This is a genomic window from Cruoricaptor ignavus (assembly GCF_900141665.1).
In the GTDB taxonomy this organism is placed as follows: Bacteria; Bacteroidota; Bacteroidia; order Flavobacteriales; family Weeksellaceae; genus Cruoricaptor; species Cruoricaptor ignavus.
Map to the genome: position 1 here is coordinate 88,962 of NZ_FQYI01000007.1, position 23,988 is coordinate 112,949.

A 23,988-nucleotide genomic window follows, 5' to 3' on the forward strand; every position below is an offset into this window, starting at 1 on the left:
TCTAAGCAGAAATCCCTTCCTTCAGCGCTTTGATTTCATCGCGGATTTTCGCAGCCTTGATGAAGTCCAGATTCTTCGCGGCGGCCTCCATTTCCTTCTGCTTCTTGGCAATCAGCTGCTCTAAATCTTCCGCGTTGTAGTTCGCGCGGTCTTCCGCCACGCTTTTCAGGATTTCCTTTTGGGTGTACTTTTCATCAGGGAAATCTTTCGCCCTGCCAACCAGCGCCTCGGAAATTTTCTTGTTCACCTGCTTTGGCACTATGCCGTGCGCCTCGTTATATTCCTGCTGCTTTCTGCGGCGGTAGTCCGTTTCTTCTATCGTGCGCTGCATACTGCCCGTGATGCTATCAGCATACATTATCGCCTTTCCATTGATGTTCCTTGCCGCACGGCCTACCGTTTGAATCATCGAGCGTCTTGAGCGCAGCATCCCTTCCTTATCGGCATCCAGAATGGCAACCAGCGAAACTTCCGGCAAATCCAGGCCTTCGCGCAAAAGATTCACGCCGATTAATACATCGAAGAGCCCCGTGCGCAAATCCTGCATAATCTGTATGCGTTCCAGCGTTTCCACATCGGAATGGATGTAGCGGCAGCGTATGCCAAATTTCGTGAAATACTTGGTAAGCTCTTCCGCCATTTTTTTGGTTAAAGTGGTTACCAGAACTCTCTCGTCAATTTCTGCGCGCTTCTGGATTTCCTCCATCAGATCATCAATCTGATTAATCGTCGGGCGGATTTCAATTTCCGGGTCCAAGAGGCCAGTTGGACGGATGATTTGCTCCACGAAAATGCCGCCGGTTTTTTCCAGCTCATAATCAGCGGGCGTTGCCGAAACATAGATGACCTGATTCTGCATCCCTTCAAATTCCTCGAATTTCAGGGGCCTATTGTCCAAAGCTGCAGGCAAGCGGAAACCGTATTCCACCAGGGCTTCCTTCCGGCTTCTGTCGCCACCGTACATTGCGTGAACTTGTGGAATTGTAACATGGCTTTCATCGATGACCATCAGATAATCCTTGGGGAAATAATCCAATAGGCAGAACGGCCGTGTTCCTGGCAACCTTCTGTCGAAATATCTTGAGTAATTTTCGATGCCGCTGCAGTAGCCCAGCTCCTTCATCATTTCCAGATCCAGCTCGGTTCTTTCCTGTAGCCGCTTGGCTTCCAGCGGTTTTTCCACTTCGGTGAAGAAATCTACCTGCTTTACCAAATCGTCCTGTATTTCGCGGATTGCCGTTTGCTGCGTTTCCTTTGTCGTCACGAAAAGGTTGGCAGGGTAAATTTGAATTTGCTCAAAATCCGATTCCACATTTCCAGAAATCGGGTCGAAAGTTTGGATCTTCTCAATCTCATCACCGAAAAACTGAACACAGATGGCATTATCCGCATAAGCCGGGAAAACATCCACCACATCGCCTTTCACGCGGAAAGTTCCGCGCTGAAACTCGTTGATTGAGCGGGAATAAAGCGCATTCACCAGGGCGTGCAGCAGCGCCGTTCTCGTTACTTTTTCGCCTGCCTTTATGGAAATCAGCGACTTGTGGAATTCCGTGGGATTGCCGATACCGTAGATGCAGGAAACCGACGCCACGATGAGCACATCCCTTCTCCCGGAAAGCAGGCTTGCCGTGGCGGAAAGCCGCAGTTTTTCCACTTCTTCATTGATGCTCAAATCTTTCTCGATGTAAGTTCCCGATGAAGCGATGTAGGCTTCCGGCTGATAATAATCGTAGTAGGACACGAAGTATTCCACCGCGTTTTGCGGGAAAAACTCCTTGAACTCCATAAAAAGCTGCGCCGCCAAGGTTTTGTTGTGCGCCAGCACCAAAGTAGGCCGCTGCACATTGTTCACCACATTGGCTATGGTAAAGGTTTTTCCGGAACCTGTAACGCCGAGCAAAGTTTGGTACTTCTCTCCCACTTCTATACCTTCCGAAAGTTTCTGGATGGCATTCGGCTGATCACCTGTCGGGTTAAAATCAGATTTCAGTTGGAATTTCATTTTTAGTTTAAGTATTGTAAATCAAATAGTTGCAAAGGTGATTGACCTTTACAATGCATTACTTTTCTGCCTTCTTCACGCCCTGAAATTCTTTCAGGTAAAACGGCTCAAAGTAAGCGACATCCACAAAGTCCTTCTTTTCAAATTTTCCGGCGGCAGCTCTTACCATAAATTCAGCAGAAGGAAAAACTTCCGGCTTGAATTCCGCCTTCACTTTTAAAACTTCTGACGCCTTTTTTGCACCGTCACCTACGAAAAGAATTTCTCGGTTTTCTAGTTCGGCAAAAGAATTTTCATCCAAAATAAGGTTGGTGGCACCCTGAATTTCCGCGCCGGTTCTCCCGTCGTAAATTGCCGTGTAAACCTCCATCCTTCTGGCATCAATCAGCGGAACAATGTAATCAAATCCCTGATTTTCAAAAGCTTGCACCATTGTAAGCATCGTATCCACGGCAATCATCGGGATTTCCAAAGCAAAGCAAAAACCTTTCGCCGAAGCAGCGCCAATCCTCAAGCCCGTGTATGAACCGGGACCTTGGCTCAATGCCACGGCATCCAAATCCTGTAGAGAAATTTCCGCACCCTCCAAAGCCCATTCCACAAAGCGATGCAGCTTTTCGGACTGCTTGTACCCATCCGAAATTTCTTCGCAAAGGCACAGCAATTCCCTTCCTTCCGAAACGGCTACGGAACAGTTTCTCGACGAAGTTTCCAGGTGCAGAATTTTCAAACCTAAAGCGTTTTGTAAATCGTTTGCGCTTCCAGCTGGGTTTTCGGGTAAATCGTTAAATCCGAAATGGAAACGCGGTTCGGAAGATTCACGCAGTACGAAATCACATCGGCAATATCTTCCGCCAGCAAGGCTTCGTAGCCTTCGTAAACGGCGGCAGCACGCGCTTTATCGCCCTTGAAACGCACCTCCGAAAACTCCGTAGCCACCGCACCAGGACGAATGTTCGTCACCTTGATTCCAAACTCGGTAAGCTCCGCCCTCATCCCTTCAGAAATACCGTCCACCGCCCTTTTGGAAGCGCTGTACGCAATGCCGTTTCGGTAAGTTCTGAGCGCAGCGATGGAGCTGATGTTCACAATATGGCCACTTTTTTGCTCCTTCAGCCGTGGAATTATCAACTTGGAAACATACAGCAGCCCCTGCACATTGCCGTCAATCATCGCGTCCAAATCTTCTATGGAAGCGTCCTCCAGCAAATCCAGGCCGTGCGCATTTCCGGCGCTGTTCACCAGAATATTTATGGTGGAAAACTCTTCCGGGATGGAATTTATCGCCTTTTCTACCTCCTCGAATTTCCGCACATCGAAAACCAGGGTGTGCACTTCGGTTTTCTGGGAAAGCTCGTCCGCCAAACTTTTCAGCAAAGCTTCTCTTCTTCCGCAAAGGATGAGTTTCTTGCCCTGCTCTGCGAAAATTCTTGCCGTGGCCTTTCCTATGCCAGAAGTTGCACCGGTGATTAATGCTGTCATTTTAATTGTTAAAAAATTAACGGTGAAAGTTTTATTTCATATCCGAAAGCACATTTACCGCTTCCTGCAGATAAATGTCCCTGCGAAGATTCTTAATCCAGTTTTCGGTTTTTTTCTTATAAATATCATCCTTGGTCTCGCGAACTATTTCCTCCTTTGTTAAGGTAAACTGCAGGCCGTTGTTGAATTTTTGCAGCGATTCAAACTTTTTAATCTGTTCCTTGCGTTGCTTCATCAGCTCATCAAATTTTGCCCGGTTTACGGTGATGCGTTCCTCTTTATCCAGTAATTCTTTCCACTCTACAGACTGTATTAAAAGATTGTACTGAGGGTTTTCCTCAAGCCTCGCCGCGCTGCGTACCGCCAATTCTTTCGGGTTTACTCTGTCCACTGGCTGAAACTTTACCGCCGGGATTTTATCCCACGCCAATGCGAAATCCACATAGCGCTCGCCCACTTCTGCGTGGCTGAAAAGGTCTTTCATTTTGATATCAGCCTCGATGCCCTTTCTCTGCGTGGATTCTCCCGTTACCCTGTAAAATTTCTGAATCGTCATTTTCAGCGAGCCGAAATCATCGGAGGTATCTAGAAAACGGTTCAAATCCACGAAGGTTTGCACCGTACCTTTCCCGAAACTTTGCGGCGAGCCAAGCACCAGTGCACGGCCATAATCCTGCATTTCGCCGGCAAGAATTTCCGATGCCGAGGCGGAAAATTCGTTCTGCATAATGAGCAGCGGCCCCGTCCATATTGGGCTGTTAGTCTTGTTTCGGAGGGTCTGAATCTTACCGTTGCCATCCTTTACCTGCACATACGGCCCTTCGTTCATAAACAGGCCCATAATATCGCCAACTTCCGTGAGCGAGCCACCGCCGTTGTTTCTAAGGTCGAGGATGATGCCCTGCGCTCCTCCCGCCTTCAGCTTTAGGAGTTCTGCCTTTACATCATCACTGGCGTTTCTGCCCTTCGGATCATTGAAGTCCGCATTAAAGCTAGGTAAATAAATGAAGCCGTATTTTTTTCCGTCTTTGGCAGTGATCATAATGCTTCGTGCAAATGTATCCTCTATGGAAACTTCCTCGCGGATCATCGTCACCTCCTGCACGGTACCGTCTTTTTTCTGTACCGTTAGCGTTACCGGCGTTCCTTTGGCACCGCGGATCAGGCGGACAGCGTCCTCGCTCAGCATTCCTATGGCATTCACTGCCTGCTCTTTTGGTTTGGATTTTATTTTTAAAATTTTATCCCCCTCCGAAAGCTGTTTAGATTTCCACGCCGGCGCACCTACGGTAAGCTCGCCAAGCTCCAGGTAGCCCTTGCTTTCCTTGATGAGCGCCCCGATTCCGATGATTTTCCCGACAAACTGCGTATCGAAATCTTCCCTGTCCCTTGGCGAAAAATAGTTGGTGTGTGGATCGAAAACCAGCGTGTAGGAGTTCATATACCTGGAAAACCAGTCCATTTTTTTTACTTTTTTTATCCTCTTAAAGGAATTGCCAAGCAGGTCTTTCACTTCGGAAGTTGCCTTCGTCATTTTTTCCTCCGGCGTCAGGATTTTCACATTTACAGTATCCGGCAGTTTGTTCCTCTGGAAGGAATCCTTCTTTTTCTGCTGAGATTCTTCGCGGGATTTCAGAGTTTCTATTTCCTGTAAGATATTGTATTTGATGAATTTACGCCACTCGGCATACATTTCCTTCTGGTCTCTCGGCGCGGTCTTTACCTTTGGTTCCAGCACAAGGCTTTCATCTTCATCGAAATCAATCGGCTTGCTGAATATGTCCTTCGTGATCGCCTCAGCATCGTCAATCCGCTTCATTAGCCTGTCGTGGGTCAGGTTGAAAAAGGTAAGGTCGCCTGTTTTCAGATAATCATCAAGCTTTGTTTCGTGCTTTGCAAATTCATTCATATCCGACTGCAGAAAGTAGCGCTTCGAAGGGTCGATATACTCAAAATATTTCTTGTAAACATCCGCAGAGTAGGCATCATTAATGGGCTTCGGGCTGTAATGGAGATAGGAGAGTGTGTTCTTCACACTCACCATAATGGTGGACATTTTCTCATTATCATCCTTCGGCGCATTAAAGCAGAACATCAGCGTCGTAAGCGGGATGAACAGCAGTAAGGTGTTCAGTTTCAGTTGTTTAAATATATTTTTCATAAAAGGCAAAAGCGCTTTGCTGGCGCGAATTTTAAGCCACCAAATTTAAGACCTATTTCCTGATTTTGGCTTTAAATTTACTTAAATTTGCGGAAAATGAAAAAATGACAGAGAAACCGCTGATTTTAGTGACGAATGACGACGGAATTACGGCACCAGGTGTAAGGCACCTCACCGAATTTATGAACGAGATAGGCGATGTAATCGTGGTGGCGCCCAATTCCCCGCAAAGCGGAAAAGGCCACGCCATCACCATCAATTCTACCCTGATGTTCGAGGAAATCAGCCTGGAAGGTCCGCAGCGTGATTTTTCCCTCGGCGGAACACCGGTGGACTGCGTAAAATTTGCGCTGGATAAAATTTTGCCGCGCCGCCCGGACCTTGTGGTTTCCGGCATCAACCACGGTGCAAATTCCTCCATCAATGTCATCTATTCCGGCACGATGAGTGCCGCTGTAGAAGCTGGTGTGGAAGGGCTTCAGGCCATCGGTTTCTCTCTGCTGGATTTTTCCTGGGATGCCGATTTTCTTCAGGCTAAAAAATTCATCCAAAGCATTGTGCGCCGCGTTCTGGAAAACCCTTTGCCAAAGGGCGTTGTGCTGAATGTGAACATTCCGAAACTTCCTGAAAATGAGATAAAAGGCGTGAAAGTCTGCAAGCAGGCCGATGCAAAATGGGAAGAGAATTTTGACGAGCGCGTGAACCCGCACGGCAAGAAATACTACTGGCTTACCGGGTATTTTAACAATATGGATGAGAGTGCCGATGCCGATGAGAACGCGCTTTCCGAAGGCTACATCTCAATTGTTCCGGTGAAGTTCGACCTTACGGCTTACGAACATATCGGCACTCTGCGCCAGACTTTGGAATTTTGATTTAAGTCAGCATCCCGCCGTCCACATTCAGCACCTGGCCTGTAACATACGCCGACAAATCGCTGGCAAGGAAAACGCAGGCATTAGCCACATCTTCCGGCAGGCCGCCGCGTTTTAGTGGGATGCCATCCCGCCAAGTTTGCACGGCTTTCTCATCGAGCGCTGCCGTCATTTCCGTTTCAATGAAGCCTGGCGCAATCGCGTTACAGCGGATGTTTCTGGAACCCAACTCCAGCGCAACGGATTTTGTAAAACCAATGACACCGGCCTTGGAAGCGGCATAATTCGCCTGGCCAGCATTGCCCCTCACACCAACCACCGAAGTCATATTAATGATAGAGCCTGCCTTGGCTTTCATCATCGGCTTGGTAACGGCTTTAGTGAGATTGAACACGGAATCGAGGTTTACGCGGAGCACCGCATCCCAATCTTCTTTGGACATCCTTAGCAGCAGATTGTCTTTGGTAATTCCAGCGTTGTTAATCAGTACATCTACCGAACCGAAATCTGTAAGTACCTCATCCACAAGCTTTTGCGCTGCTTCAAAATCGGAAGCATCCGATTGGTATGCCTTCACGCTGTCGCCAAACTGCGCTGAAATTTCGTTGGCCTTTTCCACCGAGCCTGCGTAAGTGAAGGCTACTTTTGCGCCCTGCTTCACGAAGACTTCCACGATGCCTTTTCCAATTCCACGAGTTCCACCGGTTACAATCGCTACTTTTCCTTCAAGTAATCCCATTTACAAAATTTTTTATATCGAATTATTAATCACGAGAACAATCTCACCCTTTAAATTTTTACTTTCAGCAAACTCAATTAACTCATTGATTGTCCCTCTTTTAGTTTCTTCAAACTTCTTCGAAATTTCTCGGCTAAGACTTACTTTTGTTTCTTCGCCGAAAAAAACTTTTATCTGCTGCAAAGTTGAGTTTATCTTGTGTGGACTTTCATAAAGCACCACGGTTTTTTTCTCTTCTGCCAATTGTTTCAGCTTAGTTTGCCGGCCTTTCTTCTGGGGTAAAAATCCAGCGAAAAGGAATTCATTATTCGGCAAACCGGAAACTACGAGTGCAGGAACGAATGCCGTAGCACCGGGTAAGCAAATCATCTCCAGCCCTTCATCTGCCACCGCTTTTGCGAGAAGATAACCGGGATCGGAAATTCCAGGCGTTCCTGCATCGGTGATGATGGCGATGTTCTGCCCAAGCTTCAAATCCTGAATCACCTTTTCCGTAGCCTGATGCTCATTGTGCATATGATAGGCTTTCAGCGGGCGCGAAATTTCGAAATGCTTCAGCAAAATTCCAGAAGTTCTCGTATCTTCACAAAGGACATAATCCACTGATTTCAAGACACTTACCGCCCTGAAAGTCATATCTTCCAAATTTCCAATGGGCGTAGGAACGAAGTAGAGCGTGCCTGACAAAACTACAGGAATTTGTTCTCCACCAAAGACCAAAGCCGCTGTGCATACTCATCAACTTTCTTCCAATTTCGGTCGTAATAAACTTCGCTCAAATATTCCTGCGCCTCTTCCAAAGTCTCGAAAGAATTGAGCGTTTTAATGGTATCGTTCAGATCGGTTTGGCTATTATTAAACAAATTTTTAGTGAAGGCAATGCGGTCGTTCAAATCTAATTTGAAGTCAGGTTTAGTTTTTGTATGAGTTTGATTTTCAGAAGTTAAGCTCAAAAAATTATCCTCTGTGTGCTCATCAAAAAGTGAAGGTTGATTTTTGCTGAAAGCCTTGATATTGGCGAGCTTAATTTTGCTGCTTGTTTGCTGAACAGGGGGTTCTGGAATTTCCTGCTTTGCATTCTCTGAAAGAAACTTTTCTTCCTGCAAAATTTCCTCCTCACGGATCCTAACATTTTTTTCGTATAGATTCTCATCAATTGTAGCTTCAATGAGCATTTCTTCCTGCTGAAGATCGGACAATTTTTTTGCTTCTTCCTCCGCACTCATTTCCCTTGCAGGCTCCGCTGTGCTGTACTTTTTCCAATAATTTTCCAAAAATTTTTCTGTATCTTCCTCTTCCGTAGAAAAAGCTTCAGCGCTAAACAATGAATCTTCCGAGGAAATTTCAGGCTCATCCTGAGACACGGGCTCGCGAACAGTTTCTAAAAAAATTATCTCTGAAACTTCAGAAATATCATCCTTTTCTACTGGGTTTTCTGAGATTTCTGCATTCGTGAAAGATCCGACATCTTCCTGTAATCCTTCAATATTGATATCTTCCTTCTCAGCGATTTTTTTTGAGTTTAATAATTGGTTTTCAATGGGATACATAGGCGTATCTTCCATTGGTAAATCTCCAAAACTTAGGAGAATCCTAAGCGTTTCTGCAAGCTTTGGCAGCTCCTTCAGCTCATTTATTTTTTCCACTAAATCTTGCGGAGAATTGAGTTCTGACAATTGTTTAAGCCGTATTTGACATTCGTTGAAAATAAATTCGGCAGATTCTTCGAGGGCTGTCTTCATCGGGCAAGGAGGTTTTTAAATTTCCGTAATTTTGGAGATTATTTTACGGCTAAAATAGCAAATGTTTTTAGAAAATACAATAAACCACAGCAAGCAGAGCGGCTGGATGGAAGTCATTTGCGGCTCAATGTTTTCGGGAAAAACCGAGGAGCTGATACGCAGGTTGCGGCGCGCCGAAATGGCGGGACAATGCGTGGAAATCTTCAAGCCGAGCATCGATTCCCGGTATGATGAAAGCAATGTGGTTTCACACAACCAGACGAAAATCCGTTCCACGGCGGTGCATTCGCCGAACGAAATTTTGCTTTTGGCGAGCGATTGTGAAGTAGTAGGAATTGATGAAGCGCAGTTCTTCGACGAGAGCATTGTGGAAATAGCTAACACATTGGCAGACAGCGGAATACGCGTGGTAATTGCAGGTTTGGATATGGATTTTTTAGGCCGCCCTTTCGGCCCGATGCCTTACCTGATGGCAACGGCAGAATATGTGACGAAGGTTCACGCGATTTGCAGGCGGACAGGAAATTTGGCAAATTACTCGATGAGAGTCAGCGGTGGCAACCAACTGGTGGAGCTGGGGGAAACCGAAAAATATGAAGCCGTGAGCCGGAAAATTTTTGTAAAGGAAGTAAAAACTAAAAGGGGATGAAGTACAGCGTAAGAGAACTCGCTGAGCTGACCAATTCGCAGTTTGCCGGGGATGCGGAACTAGTCATAGAAAATATCGCGATTGACAGCCGAAGCATTTTCTCTTCTGAAAAAACTGCTTTTATTGCTATACGGACGGCTCGGAATTCCGGAGAAAAATTTATCACCGATGCTGTTTCTAAGGGTATCAAGGTTATTATTTCTGAGAGTTTAGAAATTGATAATCAGGACATTACATGGATAAAATGTAACGATGCAATTTCGTTTCTTCGCCGGCTTGCAATAGCCCATCTGAATAATTTTTCTAGGATGACGAAGATCGGAATTACCGGAAGCAACGGGAAAACAGTCGTGAAAGAATGGCTGTACCAATGCCTGCTGCCAGAGTTCCGCACCGTGAAAAGTCCTAAAAGCTATAATTCTCAAATTGGTCTGCCGTTATCCATCCTCCTTGCGGATGCCCAACATCAACTAGGAATTTTCGAGGTTGGGATTTCTCAACCTGGCGAAATGGAATTGCAGGAAGAAGTGCTGCAGCCAGAAATTGGGGTGCTTACGAATGTTGGCTTCGCTCACTCGTCTCATTTTCAGAGTTTTGAGCAACATGTAGAAGAAAAAATAAAACTCTTTCAGAATTCAAAAGTCATTTTTTACAATGGAGATGATTCACGAATCACTGCAGCAGTTCGAGGAAAATTCGGCAGAAAAAAAATTATTAGCTTCGGTTTATCACCCCAGAATGACATTTACCCGATAAAAGCCGCAGATGAAACAATCTGTATTGTAATTAATAATTTTAAGGTTAAACTCTCATTACCAATCTGTTACAAGGATGACCAATTTCTTTGCAATGTTCTTATCATCGCAGGAATATTAAATTATTTTAATTTCTCTCCAGAAAAAATTTCTCAAAAAATTTCTCAGCTTCGTCCAATAGAAATGCGGATGGAGAGCGTGAAAGGAATACGCAGGAACCTAATAATTAATGATTCTTACACGCTGGATAGGGACTCTTTATCCGTTGCTTTTCAGTCACTTCAGGAGTATCAGAATGAAAACAAAATTTTGATCATCAGCGATTTTGCAGAAGTCCAGTCTCCGGAAAAATTTTATCCGGAAATCGTTAAATTAATCAACGCTCAAAGTTTCAGCAGAATTATTTTAGTGGGCGAAGAATTTCCTAAATACCAGCACGGCCTCATTGCTGATAGCCATTCTTTCCCAGACACACAAGCTCTTTTGCAAAGCGGAATCCTTACGCTCATTTCCCACTCACTGATCCTTGTTAAAGGCGCAAGGAAATTCCGGATGGAAGATATTTCAAAATTCCTCCAGCTGCAGAAGCACGATACAGTTTTGGAAATAAACCTTAATTCCCTGCTGCACAATATCAACCGCCACCGTGACTTCCTGCGCCAGGAAACCAGGCTAATGGCAATGGTAAAAGCCAATGCCTACGGAGTAGGTAGTTTCGAAATTTCGGAATTTCTTCAGCATCATCATATTGATTATCTGGGTGTTGCGTTCGCAGACGAGGGCGCGGAACTGCGGAAAAAAGGCATTACGGTACCCATTATGGTAATGAATCCCGAACAGCACAGTTATGGTACTGTAATTGATTTTGGGCTGGAGCCAGAGATCTACAGCTTTCGCGTGCTGGAGCTTTTTTCGAAGGCTTTGGCGGAAAAAGGGATTCAGGAGGCATTCCCGGTACACATCAAGCTAGAAACAGGGATGAACCGCCTTGGCTTTGAGGAAAAGGAACTTATGGAGCTCGCAGCGCTGCTAAAGACTAAAAATGTGGTGGTGAAAAGTATTTTCAGCCACTTTGCTACCGCGGATATGCCCGAGGAAAGTGGTTTCGTCCACTTTCAGGCAAAAAATTTCGAACGGATGTCCGCAAAGCTAAGCGAGGAATTAGGCTACAGGCCTATGCGCCACATCTGCAACAGCGCCGGAATTAGCTTATTCCCTGAATATCAGTATGATATGGCAAGGCTTGGAATTGGTATGTATGGAATTTCTGCCAACAGACTGCTCCAGAATGAGCTGCAGCCGGTAGCGGCGTTCAAGACAGTAATCTCTCAGATATCGGTGCTAAAACCCGGCGAAACCGTAGGGTACGGCAGAAGATACTCCGCTGCGAAAGAAACGAGAATCGCCACTATCCCAGTGGGCTACGCAGATGGAATTCGCCGCTCGCTGAGCGGGGGTAAAGGCAGTGTATCCGTAGGTGGCAAACTTTGCCCCATCGTAGGTTCCGTGTGTATGGATATGCTGATGATAGACCTCGGCGATGCTGCCGCGGGGGAGGGTGATGAGGTCATCATCTTTCACAATGAGCCGTCGCTCCAAGACTTTGCAAATTATTGTGATACAATACCTTACGAAGTTTTAACATCCATTTCTTCAAGAGTAAAACGCATTTACATCAAAGATTAAAATGAAAAAATTTCTGTTTATTTTTTTTGCTTTCGTCTCCTCCGGATTTTTTTCTCAGGTGAAGGAACCGCTCAGTATACCGCCAGACGCTAAGATCGGTCTCTCTCTGGCAGGCGGCGGCGCCAAAGGATTCGCGCATGTAGGCGTGCTGAAGGTAATGGACTCCCTGGGCGTGAAGGTGGATTATATCTCCGGCACGAGTATGGGCTCGATTGTGGGTGGGCTGTACGCAAGTGGCTACAGCGCCAAGGAAATTGAGAAAGTGGTGCGGGATACGGATTTTTTTGACCTCATCCTTAATGAAAAGGAGTGGGGCAAAAACACCTTTTATAACAAAGGAAATGACAAATATCTGCTGACGGTGCCTTATAAAAACGGTAAATTTAACGCCGTACCAAAAGCTGTAGCCAAAGGGCAGAAAATGGGTAATAAACTTCGGGAGCTTCTTCATCATGTATCAGAAACGGAGGATTTTTCCCAATTGCCCATACCGTTCCTGTGTGTAGCCACGAATGCAGAAACCGGTAAAATGCGGGTCTTCGAAAGCGGGGATCTGCCTTCTGCCATCCTTGCGAGCTCCGCATTTCCCTCACTTATGGATCCGGTGAAAATTGGCGACAGCATTTATATCGATGGTGCAATCACTGTGAATTATCCTTCGGAACATCTTAAAAAGAAGGGCATGGATATCGTAATTGGCGTTGATCTTAGCCAAGAACTGTCAACCCGGGAGGAGCTCAATTCTGTGGTAGACATATTGAACCAGGTCATAGATTTCCAGATACAGAGGGAAACGCAGCGGCAGTATGGCTTTACCGACATCAACATAAAACCCGATTTAAAGAACAAGACCTCTGCCGATTTCGGAGAAAAAGAATTACTACTGACCCAAGGATACAGGGAAGGGCTGAAATATGCCGAAATTCTCGACAAGCTCCCGAAACGAGGAAATAATCTCAACAAGATTATAGTCCCGGATAGGGACGCGCGGTACCCGATACAGGATGTGGTAATGGAGGGCAATAATATTTTCGGCAGAAATTATGTGCTTGGGAAGATGAATCTTAAACTCCCAGAGCAGCTTTCTTATCCACAGATTAACGAGAAAATTGATAAGCTTTACACCACAGGCAATTATGAATTCATCAATTATGACCTTGAAAAAAGAGGTTCTGAAAGTACGCTGCACCTGGAGCTTCAGGAGGATGACACGAGGCTGTTCCTGAAATTCGGCCTGCATTATGACGATGTTTTTAAAACCGGTCTGCTTATCAATGCCACGGGCAAGCGTGTACTTTTCCGCAATGCTATTCTTTCCGCAGACTTCATCATTGGGGATCAGCCTAGATATTACTTCAATTATTTTATTGACAATGGCTATTTTCCGGGCTTTGGTGTAAGCTCCACAGGCTTTAAACTTCAGTTGAAAAACTCGCAGAACGACATCAAGGAAAAGTGGGGCTGGGTACGGAATAATGCCTTTCTGCAATCAACATTCTTGGACCGGTATGCGATCGGCGGCGGCCTAAGCCACGATTATTATGAAATAAATTCCGCACCAGGATGGCAGGGCAACAAGTCCCACAATTACTTTAATCCTTACTTTTTTATCAAAAGTGATACGCGCGATCAGAAAGATTTCCCCACCCGGGGTCTCTATTTGGATGCCGGCGCACGCTATCTGGATATATTTTCTAACTCGTCGGACGAGGTTCTGCAGACTACCCTGGATCTTAGAGCTTTTTTCCCGCTTTCCAGAGTTTTTACCTATTCACTTGATACTTTTGCGGGCATTTCACTCGGCAAAGAGGCACCGCATTTTTACCTCTTCCGGCCGGGGGCGGTCATCGGGCAGCCTTTGGGTACTTTCACCTCCTTTACAGGATACCGCTTTGGCGATCTTGCTACTGATAATTTGTTTTCATTTAAAAACAGTCTTCAGGTAGAATTTGCACGAAATTTCTTTGCTACAGGTCATTACTCCCTCGCCAATTTATTTGCCGGCAGCGATATGAAAAAAGTGTTGCGGATATCTCATCACTCCGTTGGCATTTCCGGAGGTTACCGGTCGCCGTTCGGGCAGATTAGGGTGGATTTTTCTCAGCCGCTGAACAGTGGATATAATGGCGTATTCAGTGTAATAATGGGTCATTGGTTTTAAATTATGATTACTTTTCACTTTGAAGAAATACCAGAGTTCAAGCTGGCTAAAGGTATTAAAAGCTGGCTGGAATCGATTATCATCGAAGAAGGGAGGAAGCCTGGCGAAATTTCCTACATATTTTGCGATGATGAATATTTACTGAAGGTGAATCAGGATTTTCTCAAGCACGATTACTACACAGATATAATTACTTTCGATTATGTTCGTGGAAAAATTATATCGGGCGACATTTTCGTATCTTTGCAGCGCATTGAGGATAACGCCGCACAGCAAAACGCAGATTATGAAAAAGAATTTCATCGGGTATTGGCTCACGGCATCCTACATTTGTGTGGATACAAAGACAAATCTGACGACGAGCAAATTTTAATGCGGCAGAAAGAAGATTTTTACTTATCTCAATTGGATTTTTAAATGTTTCACGTGAAACATTTTTTATTTTATGAGTGTTATTTCAGAAAAATATGATGTCATCGTAGTTGGGGCAGGTCACGCTGGCTGTGAAGCTGCTGCCGCCGCTGCCAACCTTGGTTCCAGAACGATTTTGGTGACGATGAATATGCAAACCATCGGGCAAATGTCCTGCAATCCTGCTATGGGTGGTATCGCAAAAGGGCAGATTGTACGGGAAATCGATGCATTGGGCGGTTACAGTGGTATTATTGCCGACAAATCGGCGATACAATTCAAGATGCTGAACCTTTCCAAAGGACCGGCAATGTGGTCGCCCAGAACACAGAACGACCGAATGCTTTTTGCCGAAGAATGGCGCTTAGCATTAGAACAAACACCAAATCTGGATTTCTTCCAAGATATGGTGAAGAGACTGATTTTGGTAGGAAATAGGGTAGCTGGTGTGGAAACTTCAATGGGCGTCAAGATTTATGGAAAGTCGGTAATTCTTACGAATGGTACTTTCTTGAACGGCTTAATTCATATCGGTGAGAAGCAATTTGGCGGCGGAAGAATGGGCGAGCCAAAGGCCTATGGATTGACCGAACAACTTACAGATTTAGGCTTTGACGCTGGACGAATGAAAACCGGTACGCCACCAAGAGTTGACGGCAGAAGCCTAGATTATTCTAAAATGGATGAGCAGATAGGCGATGATAATCCATTGAAGTTCAGTTATTTAGATACGCCAAAATTGAAGGAGCAAAGAAGTTGCTACATCACTTACACCAATGAAACCGTGCACGATATTCTTCGTGAAGGTTTTGAAAGAAGCCCGATGTTTAACGGTACCATCCAAAGCACTGGGCCAAGATATTGCCCTTCGATTGAAGATAAAATTAACAGATTTTCGGATAGAAACCGTCACCAGCTTTTTGTGGAACCTGAAGGCTGGAAAACCGTGGAAATTTATGTGAACGGCTTTAATTCATCATTGCCGGAAGAGATTCAGGCAAAAGCAATGCGCCAAATTCCCGGATTTGAAAATGTGAAGATTTTCCGTCCTGGCTATGCAATTGAGTACGACTATTTCCCGCCAACACAGTTAAAACATACCCTGGAAACCAAGCTTGTAGAAAACCTGTATTTTGCAGGCCAAATCAACGGAACAACGGGATATGAAGAAGCTGCGGGGCAAGGGTTGATGGCCGGAATTAATGCTCACAACAAAATTCACGGAAAGGAAGAATTTGTGCTGAGTAGGGATGAAGCCTACATTGGCGTACTCATCGACGATCTTATTACGAAAGGTACAGAAGAGCCTTATCGTATGTTCACTTCGCGCGCGGAATATCGCCTGCTTTTACGGCAGGATAATGCGGATATTCGTTTGACGGGAAAATCTTATAGGCTTGGTTTGGCGAGCGAAGAAAGGATGAGAAGGGTAGAAGAGAAGCTGGAAAACAGCCAGAAACTGGAAAATTTCCTGCGGGATTTGTCGCTGAAACCGAATGTTATCAATCCGATTTTGGAAGCTAATGAGAGTAATCCGGTGGATCAGGCTTACAAAGCTTCACAATTTTTAACTCGACCAAACATCGATTTACAGAAGCTTTCAGAGATTTCCGAAATTGGAAATGAACTGGAAAATTACGATGCAGAAGCGCAGCAACAGGCAGAAATAAACATTAAGTACAAAGGCTACATTGATAAAGAGCGGGAAAATGTGGATAAACTGAAACGACTGGAAAACATCAAAATTCCTGCGGAATTTGATTTTTCACAAATTACCTCATTATCTTCCGAAGCGAAGCAGAAATTTTCTGCAATTAAACCTGCGAGCATTGCTCAGGCATCGAGAATTAGCGGTATTTCGCCGGCTGATATTAATGTTTTGCTCATCTACCTTAATAAATAGTTTCACGTGAAACATTTACAACTGAAAGACTATTTTCTGACTCAGGAAGAATTTGAAATTACAGAAACTCAGATTCCGGGCGTACTAAAGACACTGCCTGAGCCTAAAGATTTGGGAAAATATTACGACAGCAAAAATTACATTTCGCACAACCAGGACAGCAAAAGCTTCAAGGAAAAAATTTATAAATACTTTCAGAAAATTAATCTGAATTATAAACGAAATCTTTTAGCAGCGATGCTTTTCCAAAATGCTAAAGTTTTGGATTATGGTTGTGGTGCCGGTGATTTTTTGGAATTTTGCAAGGATGATTTTCAAATGATTGGCTTCGAACCAAATGAAAAAGCTCGGGAAATTGCAAAACAAAAAGCCAAATCTGCGCAATTTATCTCTGATATTCAAGCACTGGAAAATTTTAGTCTGGATGCCATTACGCTTTGGCATGTATTTGAGCATCTAGAAAATCCGGGAAAAATGCTTGAGATTTTTAAGAGCAAGCTGAAGGATTCTGGCCAACTGATTATCGCGCTTCCGAATTACAAATCTTACGATGCTAAATTCTACGGAAAATACTGGGCGGCCTACGATGTTCCACGGCACCTTTTCCATTTTTCGCAGGAAGGGATGCAGAATATTCTTTCGCGGAAAAATTTAAAAATCACAAAAGTGAAACCATTGCATTTTGATGCATTCTATGTTTCGATACTGAGTGAAAAATATCGGAAAAATCCATTTTTTCCCCTGTTTGGGATGACGATGGGTGCAATTTCGAATTTTAAGGCGGTAAAATCCGGCGAATTTTCAAGTCTGATATACTTTATCGAAAAAAATTAGTTATCCGATTTTTAGCCTGTTTCTGAAAGCCAATTTTCGAGCAAAAAAATTCCGCTACAAGAAATAGCGGAATAATTTTATAAATATTTATATAAATAAATATCAACCGTTGATCGCTTTGATGCCTGGCAATTCCACACCTTCCAAACTTTCAAGCATCGCGCCACCACCCGTAGAAACATAGGAAACCTTGTCCTCGTATTTATTCTGCTTCACGAAAGCCACGCTATCTCCACCGCCAACAAGCGAGAACGCGCCAAGTTTGGTAGCCTCTGCAATCGCATCACCTAAAGATTTAGTTCCTGCAGAAAAATTCTCCATTTCAAAAACGCCAACCGGTCCGTTCCACAAAATAGTCTTAGATTTCAAAATCACATCGTGGAAAAGTTCACGGGTTTTCGGGCCAACATCCAAGCCCATCCAGCCTTCCGGAATTTCGTAAATGTCCACCTCATCAGTTTTAGCATCATTGTTGAAATCATCAGCAATCACACTGTCCACCGGCAAATGAACCTCCACATTTTGAGCTTTTGCCTTTTCCAAAATTTCAAGCGCCAACTGCATTTTATCTTCCTCCACCAAAGAATTTCCGATATGTCCCCCCTTTGCCTTGATGAAGGTGAACGCCATACCGCCTCCAATAATCAGGTTGTCAACTGCTGGCAAAATATTCTCAATAATGGTAATTTTTGACGAAACCTTAGAGCCACCGATAATGGCTGTCACTGGCTTTTCACCGCTGTTCAGCACTTTATCAATCGCCTGGAGTTCTTTGGACATCAGTTCACCGAAAAATTTAGTTTCTGGGAAAAACTCAGCGATAATGGCTGTGGAAGCGTGCGCCCTGTGAGCCGTTCCAAACGCATCATTCACATAGGCATCGCCCAAGTTCGCAAGCTGTTCGGCAAAAGATTTGTCGCCTTTTTCTTCTTCATTGTGGAAGCGCAGATTTTCAAGCAAAAGCACTTCGCCCGGCTGCAATTCTTCCGCGCATTTTACTGCAGCATCACCGGTAGATTCCTCACAGAACTTCACAGGTTCTCCAAGCACGGTTTCAATTTCGGAAACTATGTGCTTCAGCGAAAATTTATCGGAAACTTCGCCCTTTGGCCTGCCAAGATGCGAAAGCAAAATTACAGAACCGCCGTCGTTCAGGATTTTCTCGATAGTTGGCTTCGCAGCTACAATTCTCGTATTATCGGTCACCTTCAGATTATCGTCTTGCGGCACATTGAAATCTACGCGCACAAGCACTTTTTTCCCGTTGAAATCGTAATTTTGGATGGTTTTCATAAGATTGAATTTTGCGGATTTGACTTTAGCAAATTTACGCTTTCCGTGCCTGAAAAAAAATTCTTTGCCCGAAAAATTTCAACAGAGGTACAGCGATATTAATCAACAATTTTTTTTAAATTTTAGAAAGAAAGAAATTGTAAATGTTGTAATGCGGTGTGAAATTTGGGAAAAGTTTTTTCGGGAATTTCGTAACATTTGGTTTACATTGCGTTCACGATTTATTCACATTGCAACGCATTGAAAATGAGCGGGATTTCTGGTTTATCAACAATTGTGAATAAGCTTTGGAAAACCTTTTGCGAAGGAAAGCGCTGTGAATTTTGCTGGAATATCATCGCTAAAAATTCCGTCAAAAAAATTCCTTGAGAGCCGGAAAAAGTTTCCAATATGAATTAAATGTTAACGGCGCAAGAAAATTTTGCGCAAAGTTTTCCACATCAAATCATCTGTACTATCAACAAATTATATTCAATTGCGGTTATTGCTAAAAAACTTAAATTTGTACATAAACGAACGCAATGAGGAAAATCGCAATAGCAGCCGACCACGCAGGCTTTGAATACAAGGAATTTCTGAAAAAGGAACTTTCCGCGGAATTTGAAATACAGGACTTCGGTACGCAAAGTATTGATTCTGTGGATTATCCGGATTTCGTGCATCCTGCAGCAACTTCTGTAGAAAACGGCGAAAATGAATTCGGAATCCTGATTTGCGGAAGCGGACAGGGCGTGCAGCTGAGCGCCAATAAGCATCAGGGCATACGCTGTGCCTTGGCCTGGATGCCGGATATTGCCGAACTTTCGCGCCAGCACAATGATTGTAATATGGTGGCAATTCCGGCAAGATTTATAGCAAAAGAATTCGCCCTGGAAATTGTGAGAAAATTCCTTAGCACAGAATTTGAGGGCGGCAGGCATAACGAACGCGTAAGGAAAATTTGTTTTTAAACTAAAAATTTAGTTTATTATTTCGATGCCAAAAAAATCACGATATATTTCTCAGAAAAACGAGTATAAGCTGCGCGAAATCGGGCGGCTGATTACCCGTTTTATGAACGAGAACCCGACGAAAATTTATAATTACAAACAAATTGCCGATGGCATTGATTACAGAAATCCGCGGCAAAGAGAGCAGGTAGTACAGGCACTGCACAAGCTAAGAGCCGATGACACGATAAAGGAAGTCGAAAAAGGGAAGTACCTGCTTAACCTGAAAATAGACGGCACGCTGACTGGCATCATCGATTTCAACCAGACAGGAAACGCCTATGTGAAGGTGGATGGCCTGGAGGACGACATCTTCATCCACTCGAAAAATGTGAAGGATGCTCTGCAGGGCGATACCGTTCTCATCGTGACCTATCACTACAAAGGCAAGCGCATAGAAGGCTCCGTGCTGGAAGTTCTGGAACGCAGCCGCAGCGAATTTGTGGGCACTTTTCAGTTCATCAAGCATAAAGATTTCGGCTTCGTGATTTGCGATAAAAAGCAAATAAACACGGATATCTTCATCCCGAAAAATAAAATCAACGGTGCAAAAGATGGCGAGAAAGTCGTCGTGAAAATGTCCGCCTGGAAAAGAGGCGAAAAAAATCCGGAAGGCGAAATCATCGAGGTGCTTGGTTCGTCCGGTGAGCACGAAACGGAAATCCATTCCATACTGGCTGAATACGGCCTGCCGTATGAATTTCCGGCCGATGTAGAGCGCGAGGCCAACGAGCTTGATAGGGAAATCCGCCCGGAAGAAATTGCGCGACGCCGTGATATGCGCGAAATTCTCACCTTCACGATTGACCCGAAAGATGCCAAGGATTTTGACGACGCGCTTTCGATACGGCAGCTGGAAAATGGCAACTGGGAAATCGGCGTGCATATTGCCGATGTATCGCACTATGTAAAGCCTGGAACGCTGCTGGATGCTGAGGCCTTTAAGCGCGCAACCTCGGTTTATCTGGTGGATAGGGTGGTGCCTATGCTTCCCGAAGTCCTTAGCAACGATGTGTGTTCGCTTCGCCCGAACGAAGACAAGTACACCTTCTCGGCGGTTTTTGAAATTGATGATAATGCCAAAGTCGTGAAGCAGTGGTTCGGCAAAACGGTTACGCATTCGGACAGAAGATTTACCTACGAAGAAGCCCAGGCAAGGATTGAAACCGGGCAGGGTGATTTGGCACAGGAAATTCTGGTGATGGACAGGCTGGCGAAAATTATGCGTGAAGAACGGATTAAAAACGGCGCGGTAACTTTCGACCGAAGCGAAGTGCGCTTTAATCTGGACGAAAACAACGAGCCTGTAGGCGTTTATTTCAAAATCAGCAAAGATTCCAATCATCTGGTGGAGGAATTTATGCTGCTGGCCAACCGAAAAGTTTCGGAATTCGTTTCGCTGAAAAGCAACAACCAGCGCAGTGAGAAGACCTTCATCTACCGCATCCACGATGATCCGGACCCTACAAAGCTGGCGGCATTGCAGGAATTTGTGTCCACCTTTGGCTACAAAATGAACATTTCAAATTCCAAACGGACTACCGAAAGCCTGAACAAGCTTTTGCGCGATGTGAAGGGAAAAGGCGAGGAAAATATGATAGAAACGCTGGCGATGCGAAGTATGGCCAAAGCAGTGTACGGCACGGAGCCTATCGGGCATTACGGCCTTGGTTTCGAGTTTTATACGCATTTTACATCGCCGATTAGGCGCTATCCGGACATCATTGCGCATCGCCTTTTACAACATTATCTGGACGGCGGAAAATCTGTAAACCGCGATGAAATCGAGGATCAAGCGAAACACAGCTCTGCAATGGAAAGACTAGCAGCCGATGCAGAGCGTGATTCCATAAAATTTATGCAGGTGAAATTTATGGAAAAGCACCTCGGAGAAGTTTTCGAGGGCGTGATCTCTGGCGTTGCGGAATTCGGTTTTTGGGTGCAGATTCCTGAAAACGGTGCCGAAGGTTTGATTAAATTGCGCGATTTGATGGACGATTCCTACCAGTTTGACCCGAAAACTTATTCGGTGATTGGTGCAAGAACAGGTAATCAATATCAGCTTGGCGATAAGGTGAAAATCAAGGTGATGAAGGCTAATCTTGTGGCGAAGCAGCTGGACTTCCGAATTGAAGTTTGATAAAAAATTAGCTTAAACTAAAAATTTAGTTTTAAAGAAAATTAGTGGAGGGATTAGTATTATCTGCGGTAGTTTTAGGCATTATGCTAAGCCTGATTTTCGTCGGGCCAATGTTTTTCCTGCTCATCGAAACGAGTTTTACGAGAGGCCCAAAACATGCTTTAGCGCTGGATTTTGGCGTGGTGACGGCAGATATCGTCTGCATCATCCTGGCATATTACGCCAGCAAGGATATCGTACACCTTATAGATACTTATCCCGGTTTTTATCGTATCACAGCGCTGCTGGTCTTCATTTACGGCGTGGTGATGATGCTCACCAAAGTGAAAATGCACATCCCGAACGAAGAAAGATTAATCGCGCAAAATTACTTCCGCACCTTTCTTAACGGCTTCTTATTCAATGGGTTAAACATTAGCGTAATTTTATTTTGGCTAGTCACCGTAATTACTGTGCGCAATCAATATCCTGATCCGGAAAATTTTTTCCTGTACATCAGCATCGTGATTCTCACTTTTCTGAGCATCGATTTTCTGAAAATAAAACTTGCCAAGCAATTCCACTACAAACTGACGGACAAGATTGCAAACGCCTTCAGGAAAGGTGTTGGCGTGATTTTGATTCTCTTCAGCTTTACGATTTTCATCCAAAGTTATAAACGCTTTAACACTTTTGATAAACAGTTGGAAAAGGCGGAAAAAACGCCGGTAAAAATTAAAAAGAAGAAAAAGAAAAAGGCAGGAAATGAAACTGTAATCTCGCCAAAAAAGCAAGAAGCAGAAACTACAGAAACAGAACCGCTTGGTGAAGATGAAACGCTGCAACAGATTGATAATCAATGAAAATACAACATCCTAAACCTATTAAGAACGGTGCAAAAATCGCCGTGATTTCGCCCGCTGGATTTGTGGAAGAATCGCAGATTGCCAAAGGCTTGGAAATGATTGAGGCCAAAGGTTTTGAGCCAGTTTTAGGGAAATTTGCACTGGGAAAATTTGAGAACGGCTATCCATATTCCGGCACGGAAAAAGAGCGGCTTCACGATTTGAATTGGGCGCTAAATGATGAGGAAATTTCGGCCGTTTGGGCTACAAGAGGTGGCTACGGTTGTCAGCATTTATTGCAAAAAATTTCGCTCAAAAATTTTAAGCAAAATCCGAAATGGTACATCGGCTATTCTGATAACACGGTGATTCACAGCTATTTACTTAAAAAAAGTTTTGCTTCAGTGAATGGACAAACCTTAAAAACTTCAAGTTTCGGCGTTTGTGAGGAAGGCTATGAAGAAATTTTTAAAATCCTAAAAGGCGGTTCAACTAAAATTTTAGTTGATGATCATCCATTCAATAAAAAAGGTGAAGCGAACGGCATTTTAGTTGGGGGAAACCTTGCGCTAGTTTATGCGCTTTTAGGTACCAAATACAGCTTTGATTTCAAGGATAAAATTCTGTTTCTGGAAGATATCGGTGAGAAGTATTATACGCTGGACAGAATGCTGATGGCGCTGGAATTGGCTGGTGTTTTCAGGAAAATTAGCGGTTTGATTGTCGGTGGAATGATTAATATGGGCGATGAAAAATCCAACGAAAATTACGAAAGCAGCTTTGATGAGAAGGCTTACGAGCTTATACACCATCGGTTGCAAAAGTATGATTTTCCCGTAGCGTTTCAGTTTCCGAACGGCCATATTTTCGAAAATCGCCCAATCATCATCGGAGGAATGATCCGCATGAAAGTCGGCAAAAAGGCAGAATTCAATTACCCTAATTAATCAATTTAAACCGTGGCTTCTCACAACGATTTCGGTAAAATGGCGGAAGATATGGCCTGCGATTTCCTGCAGAAGCTGGGTTACAAAATTCTTTCGCGGAATTTCCGTTTTCAAAAAGCGGAAATCGACATCGTTTGCAAAAAGGCTGGCGAAATCGTGTTTGCCGAGGTGAAAGCGCGGATGAACAATGCAATGATGGAACCGCAGGAAGCCGTAACGAAAGGGAAAATGAGACGCATCATTTCTGCGGCAGATGCCTTTCTGCAAAGCATCGACGCCGAAGAAACGGCAAGGTTCGACATCATTACCGTGATGCCGAGCACAACCGGAAATTTGGAAATAAACCACATCGAAGCCGCATTTGAAAGCATCGATGCGGTTTAAATTCAGAG

At 44.4% G+C, this 23,988-nt stretch carries 19 protein-coding genes and 1 pseudogene; 12 read left to right on the forward strand and 8 right to left on the reverse strand.

Annotated features, from left to right (window positions below):
• Nucleotide 1: 1 nt before the first annotated feature.
• From uvrB to BUB43_RS08065, 4 genes are read right to left on the reverse strand one after another with little or no spacing between them, the layout of a single operon-like run.
• Nucleotides 2-2,005, reverse strand: a complete 2,004-nt coding sequence (uvrB, locus tag BUB43_RS08050) for an excinuclease ABC subunit UvrB (RefSeq protein WP_073179997.1) — start codon at nt 2,003-2,005, stop codon at nt 2-4.
• Between the two features lie 58 nt (nt 2,006-2,063).
• Entirely contained in the window at nt 2,064-2,735 is a 672-nt protein-coding gene (tsaB, locus tag BUB43_RS08055; RefSeq protein WP_073179999.1) for a tRNA (adenosine(37)-N6)-threonylcarbamoyltransferase complex dimerization subunit type 1 TsaB, read from the reverse strand.
• A gap of 2 nt (nt 2,736-2,737) precedes the next feature.
• On the reverse strand, nt 2,738-3,493 hold the full coding sequence (locus BUB43_RS08060; RefSeq protein WP_185113768.1) for an SDR family NAD(P)-dependent oxidoreductase: 756 nt from the start codon (nt 3,491-3,493) through the stop codon (nt 2,738-2,740).
• 25 nt (nt 3,494-3,518) lie between these two features.
• Nucleotides 3,519-5,639 carry a carboxy terminal-processing peptidase gene (locus BUB43_RS08065; RefSeq protein ID WP_073180104.1) on the reverse strand — a complete coding sequence of 707 codons (2,121 nt, stop codon included), beginning with the start codon at nt 5,637-5,639 and terminating at the stop codon, nt 3,519-3,521.
• 113 nt (nt 5,640-5,752) lie between these two features.
• Between BUB43_RS08065 and surE the strand changes: the two genes are divergently transcribed.
• Entirely contained in the window at nt 5,753-6,523 is a 771-nt protein-coding gene (gene surE / locus BUB43_RS08070; RefSeq protein ID WP_073180102.1) for a 5'/3'-nucleotidase SurE, read from the forward strand.
• A 1-nt stretch (nt 6,524) separates the two neighbouring features.
• Here the strand turns inward: surE and fabG are convergent, their stop codons facing one another.
• From fabG to BUB43_RS08085, 3 genes are read right to left on the reverse strand one after another with little or no spacing between them, the layout of a single operon-like run.
• Complete coding sequence (gene fabG / locus BUB43_RS08075) at nt 6,525-7,262, reverse strand: 3-oxoacyl-[acyl-carrier-protein] reductase (protein WP_073180002.1); 738 nt, start codon at nt 7,260-7,262, stop codon at nt 6,525-6,527.
• A 12-nt stretch (nt 7,263-7,274) separates the two neighbouring features.
• Nucleotides 7,275-7,949 (reverse strand): 16S rRNA (cytidine(1402)-2'-O)-methyltransferase, encoded by a 675-nt coding sequence (gene rsmI / locus BUB43_RS08080; RefSeq protein ID WP_073180004.1) that lies wholly within the window; start codon nt 7,947-7,949, stop codon nt 7,275-7,277.
• Nucleotides 7,950-7,951: 2 nt separating this feature from the next.
• Nucleotides 7,952-9,004, reverse strand: a complete 1,053-nt coding sequence (locus tag BUB43_RS08085) for a hypothetical protein (protein WP_143154070.1) — start codon at nt 9,002-9,004, stop codon at nt 7,952-7,954.
• 61 nt (nt 9,005-9,065) lie between these two features.
• Here BUB43_RS08085 and BUB43_RS08090 point away from each other — a divergent pair, with 61 nt between their 5' ends.
• Genes BUB43_RS08090 through BUB43_RS08115 form a run of 6 tightly spaced genes read left to right on the forward strand, consistent with a single transcriptional unit; the run spans nt 9,066 to nt 17,403 of the window.
• Nucleotides 9,066-9,653 (forward strand): thymidine kinase, encoded by a 588-nt coding sequence (locus tag BUB43_RS08090; RefSeq protein ID WP_073180008.1) that lies wholly within the window; start codon nt 9,066-9,068, stop codon nt 9,651-9,653.
• Nucleotides 9,650-12,094 (forward strand): bifunctional UDP-N-acetylmuramoyl-tripeptide:D-alanyl-D-alanine ligase/alanine racemase, encoded by a 2,445-nt coding sequence (locus BUB43_RS08095; RefSeq protein ID WP_073180010.1) that lies wholly within the window; start codon nt 9,650-9,652, stop codon nt 12,092-12,094. Before BUB43_RS08090 ends, BUB43_RS08095 begins: the two co-directional genes overlap by 4 nt.
• A 1-nt stretch (nt 12,095) precedes the next feature.
• A complete protein-coding gene (locus BUB43_RS08100) occupies nt 12,096-14,255 on the forward strand; it encodes a patatin-like phospholipase family protein (RefSeq protein ID WP_143154071.1) in 2,160 nt (719 codons plus the stop codon).
• A 3-nt stretch (nt 14,256-14,258) separates the two neighbouring features.
• Complete coding sequence (gene ybeY / locus BUB43_RS08105; RefSeq protein WP_073180014.1) at nt 14,259-14,672, forward strand: rRNA maturation RNase YbeY; 414 nt, start codon at nt 14,259-14,261, stop codon at nt 14,670-14,672.
• 28 nt (nt 14,673-14,700) lie between these two features.
• Nucleotides 14,701-16,569 carry a tRNA uridine-5-carboxymethylaminomethyl(34) synthesis enzyme MnmG gene (mnmG, locus tag BUB43_RS08110; protein WP_073180016.1) on the forward strand — a complete coding sequence of 623 codons (1,869 nt, stop codon included), beginning with the start codon at nt 14,701-14,703 and terminating at the stop codon, nt 16,567-16,569.
• Between the two features lie 6 nt (nt 16,570-16,575).
• Nucleotides 16,576-17,403, forward strand: coding sequence for a class I SAM-dependent methyltransferase (locus tag BUB43_RS08115; protein WP_073180018.1), 828 nt, complete (start codon nt 16,576-16,578; stop codon nt 17,401-17,403).
• Nucleotides 17,404-17,505: 102 nt separating this feature from the next.
• Here BUB43_RS08115 and BUB43_RS08120 read toward each other — a convergent pair whose 3' ends face one another.
• On the reverse strand, nt 17,506-18,696 hold the full coding sequence (locus tag BUB43_RS08120; protein ID WP_073180020.1) for a phosphoglycerate kinase: 1,191 nt from the start codon (nt 18,694-18,696) through the stop codon (nt 17,506-17,508).
• A gap of 521 nt (nt 18,697-19,217) precedes the next feature.
• Between BUB43_RS08120 and BUB43_RS08125 the strand changes: the two genes are divergently transcribed.
• The 5 genes and pseudogenes from BUB43_RS08125 (at nt 19,218) to BUB43_RS08145 (ending at nt 23,980) form a co-directional block, all read left to right on the forward strand.
• Entirely contained in the window at nt 19,218-19,646 is a 429-nt protein-coding gene (locus tag BUB43_RS08125; protein WP_073180022.1) for an RpiB/LacA/LacB family sugar-phosphate isomerase, read from the forward strand.
• Between the two features lie 25 nt (nt 19,647-19,671).
• Nucleotides 19,672-21,825 (forward strand): ribonuclease R, encoded by a 2,154-nt coding sequence (gene rnr / locus BUB43_RS08130; protein ID WP_073180024.1) that lies wholly within the window; start codon nt 19,672-19,674, stop codon nt 21,823-21,825.
• A gap of 83 nt (nt 21,826-21,908) precedes the next feature.
• A pseudogene (locus BUB43_RS08135) lies at nt 21,909-22,547 on the forward strand (LysE family translocator); the annotation flags it as partial.
• 116 nt (nt 22,548-22,663) lie between these two features.
• Nucleotides 22,664-23,596, forward strand: a complete 933-nt coding sequence (locus BUB43_RS08140) for a S66 peptidase family protein (protein ID WP_073180026.1) — start codon at nt 22,664-22,666, stop codon at nt 23,594-23,596.
• 39 nt (nt 23,597-23,635) lie between these two features.
• Nucleotides 23,636-23,980, forward strand: a complete 345-nt coding sequence (locus tag BUB43_RS08145; RefSeq protein ID WP_317615161.1) for a YraN family protein — start codon at nt 23,636-23,638, stop codon at nt 23,978-23,980.
• Nucleotides 23,981-23,988: the final 8 nt, after the last annotated feature.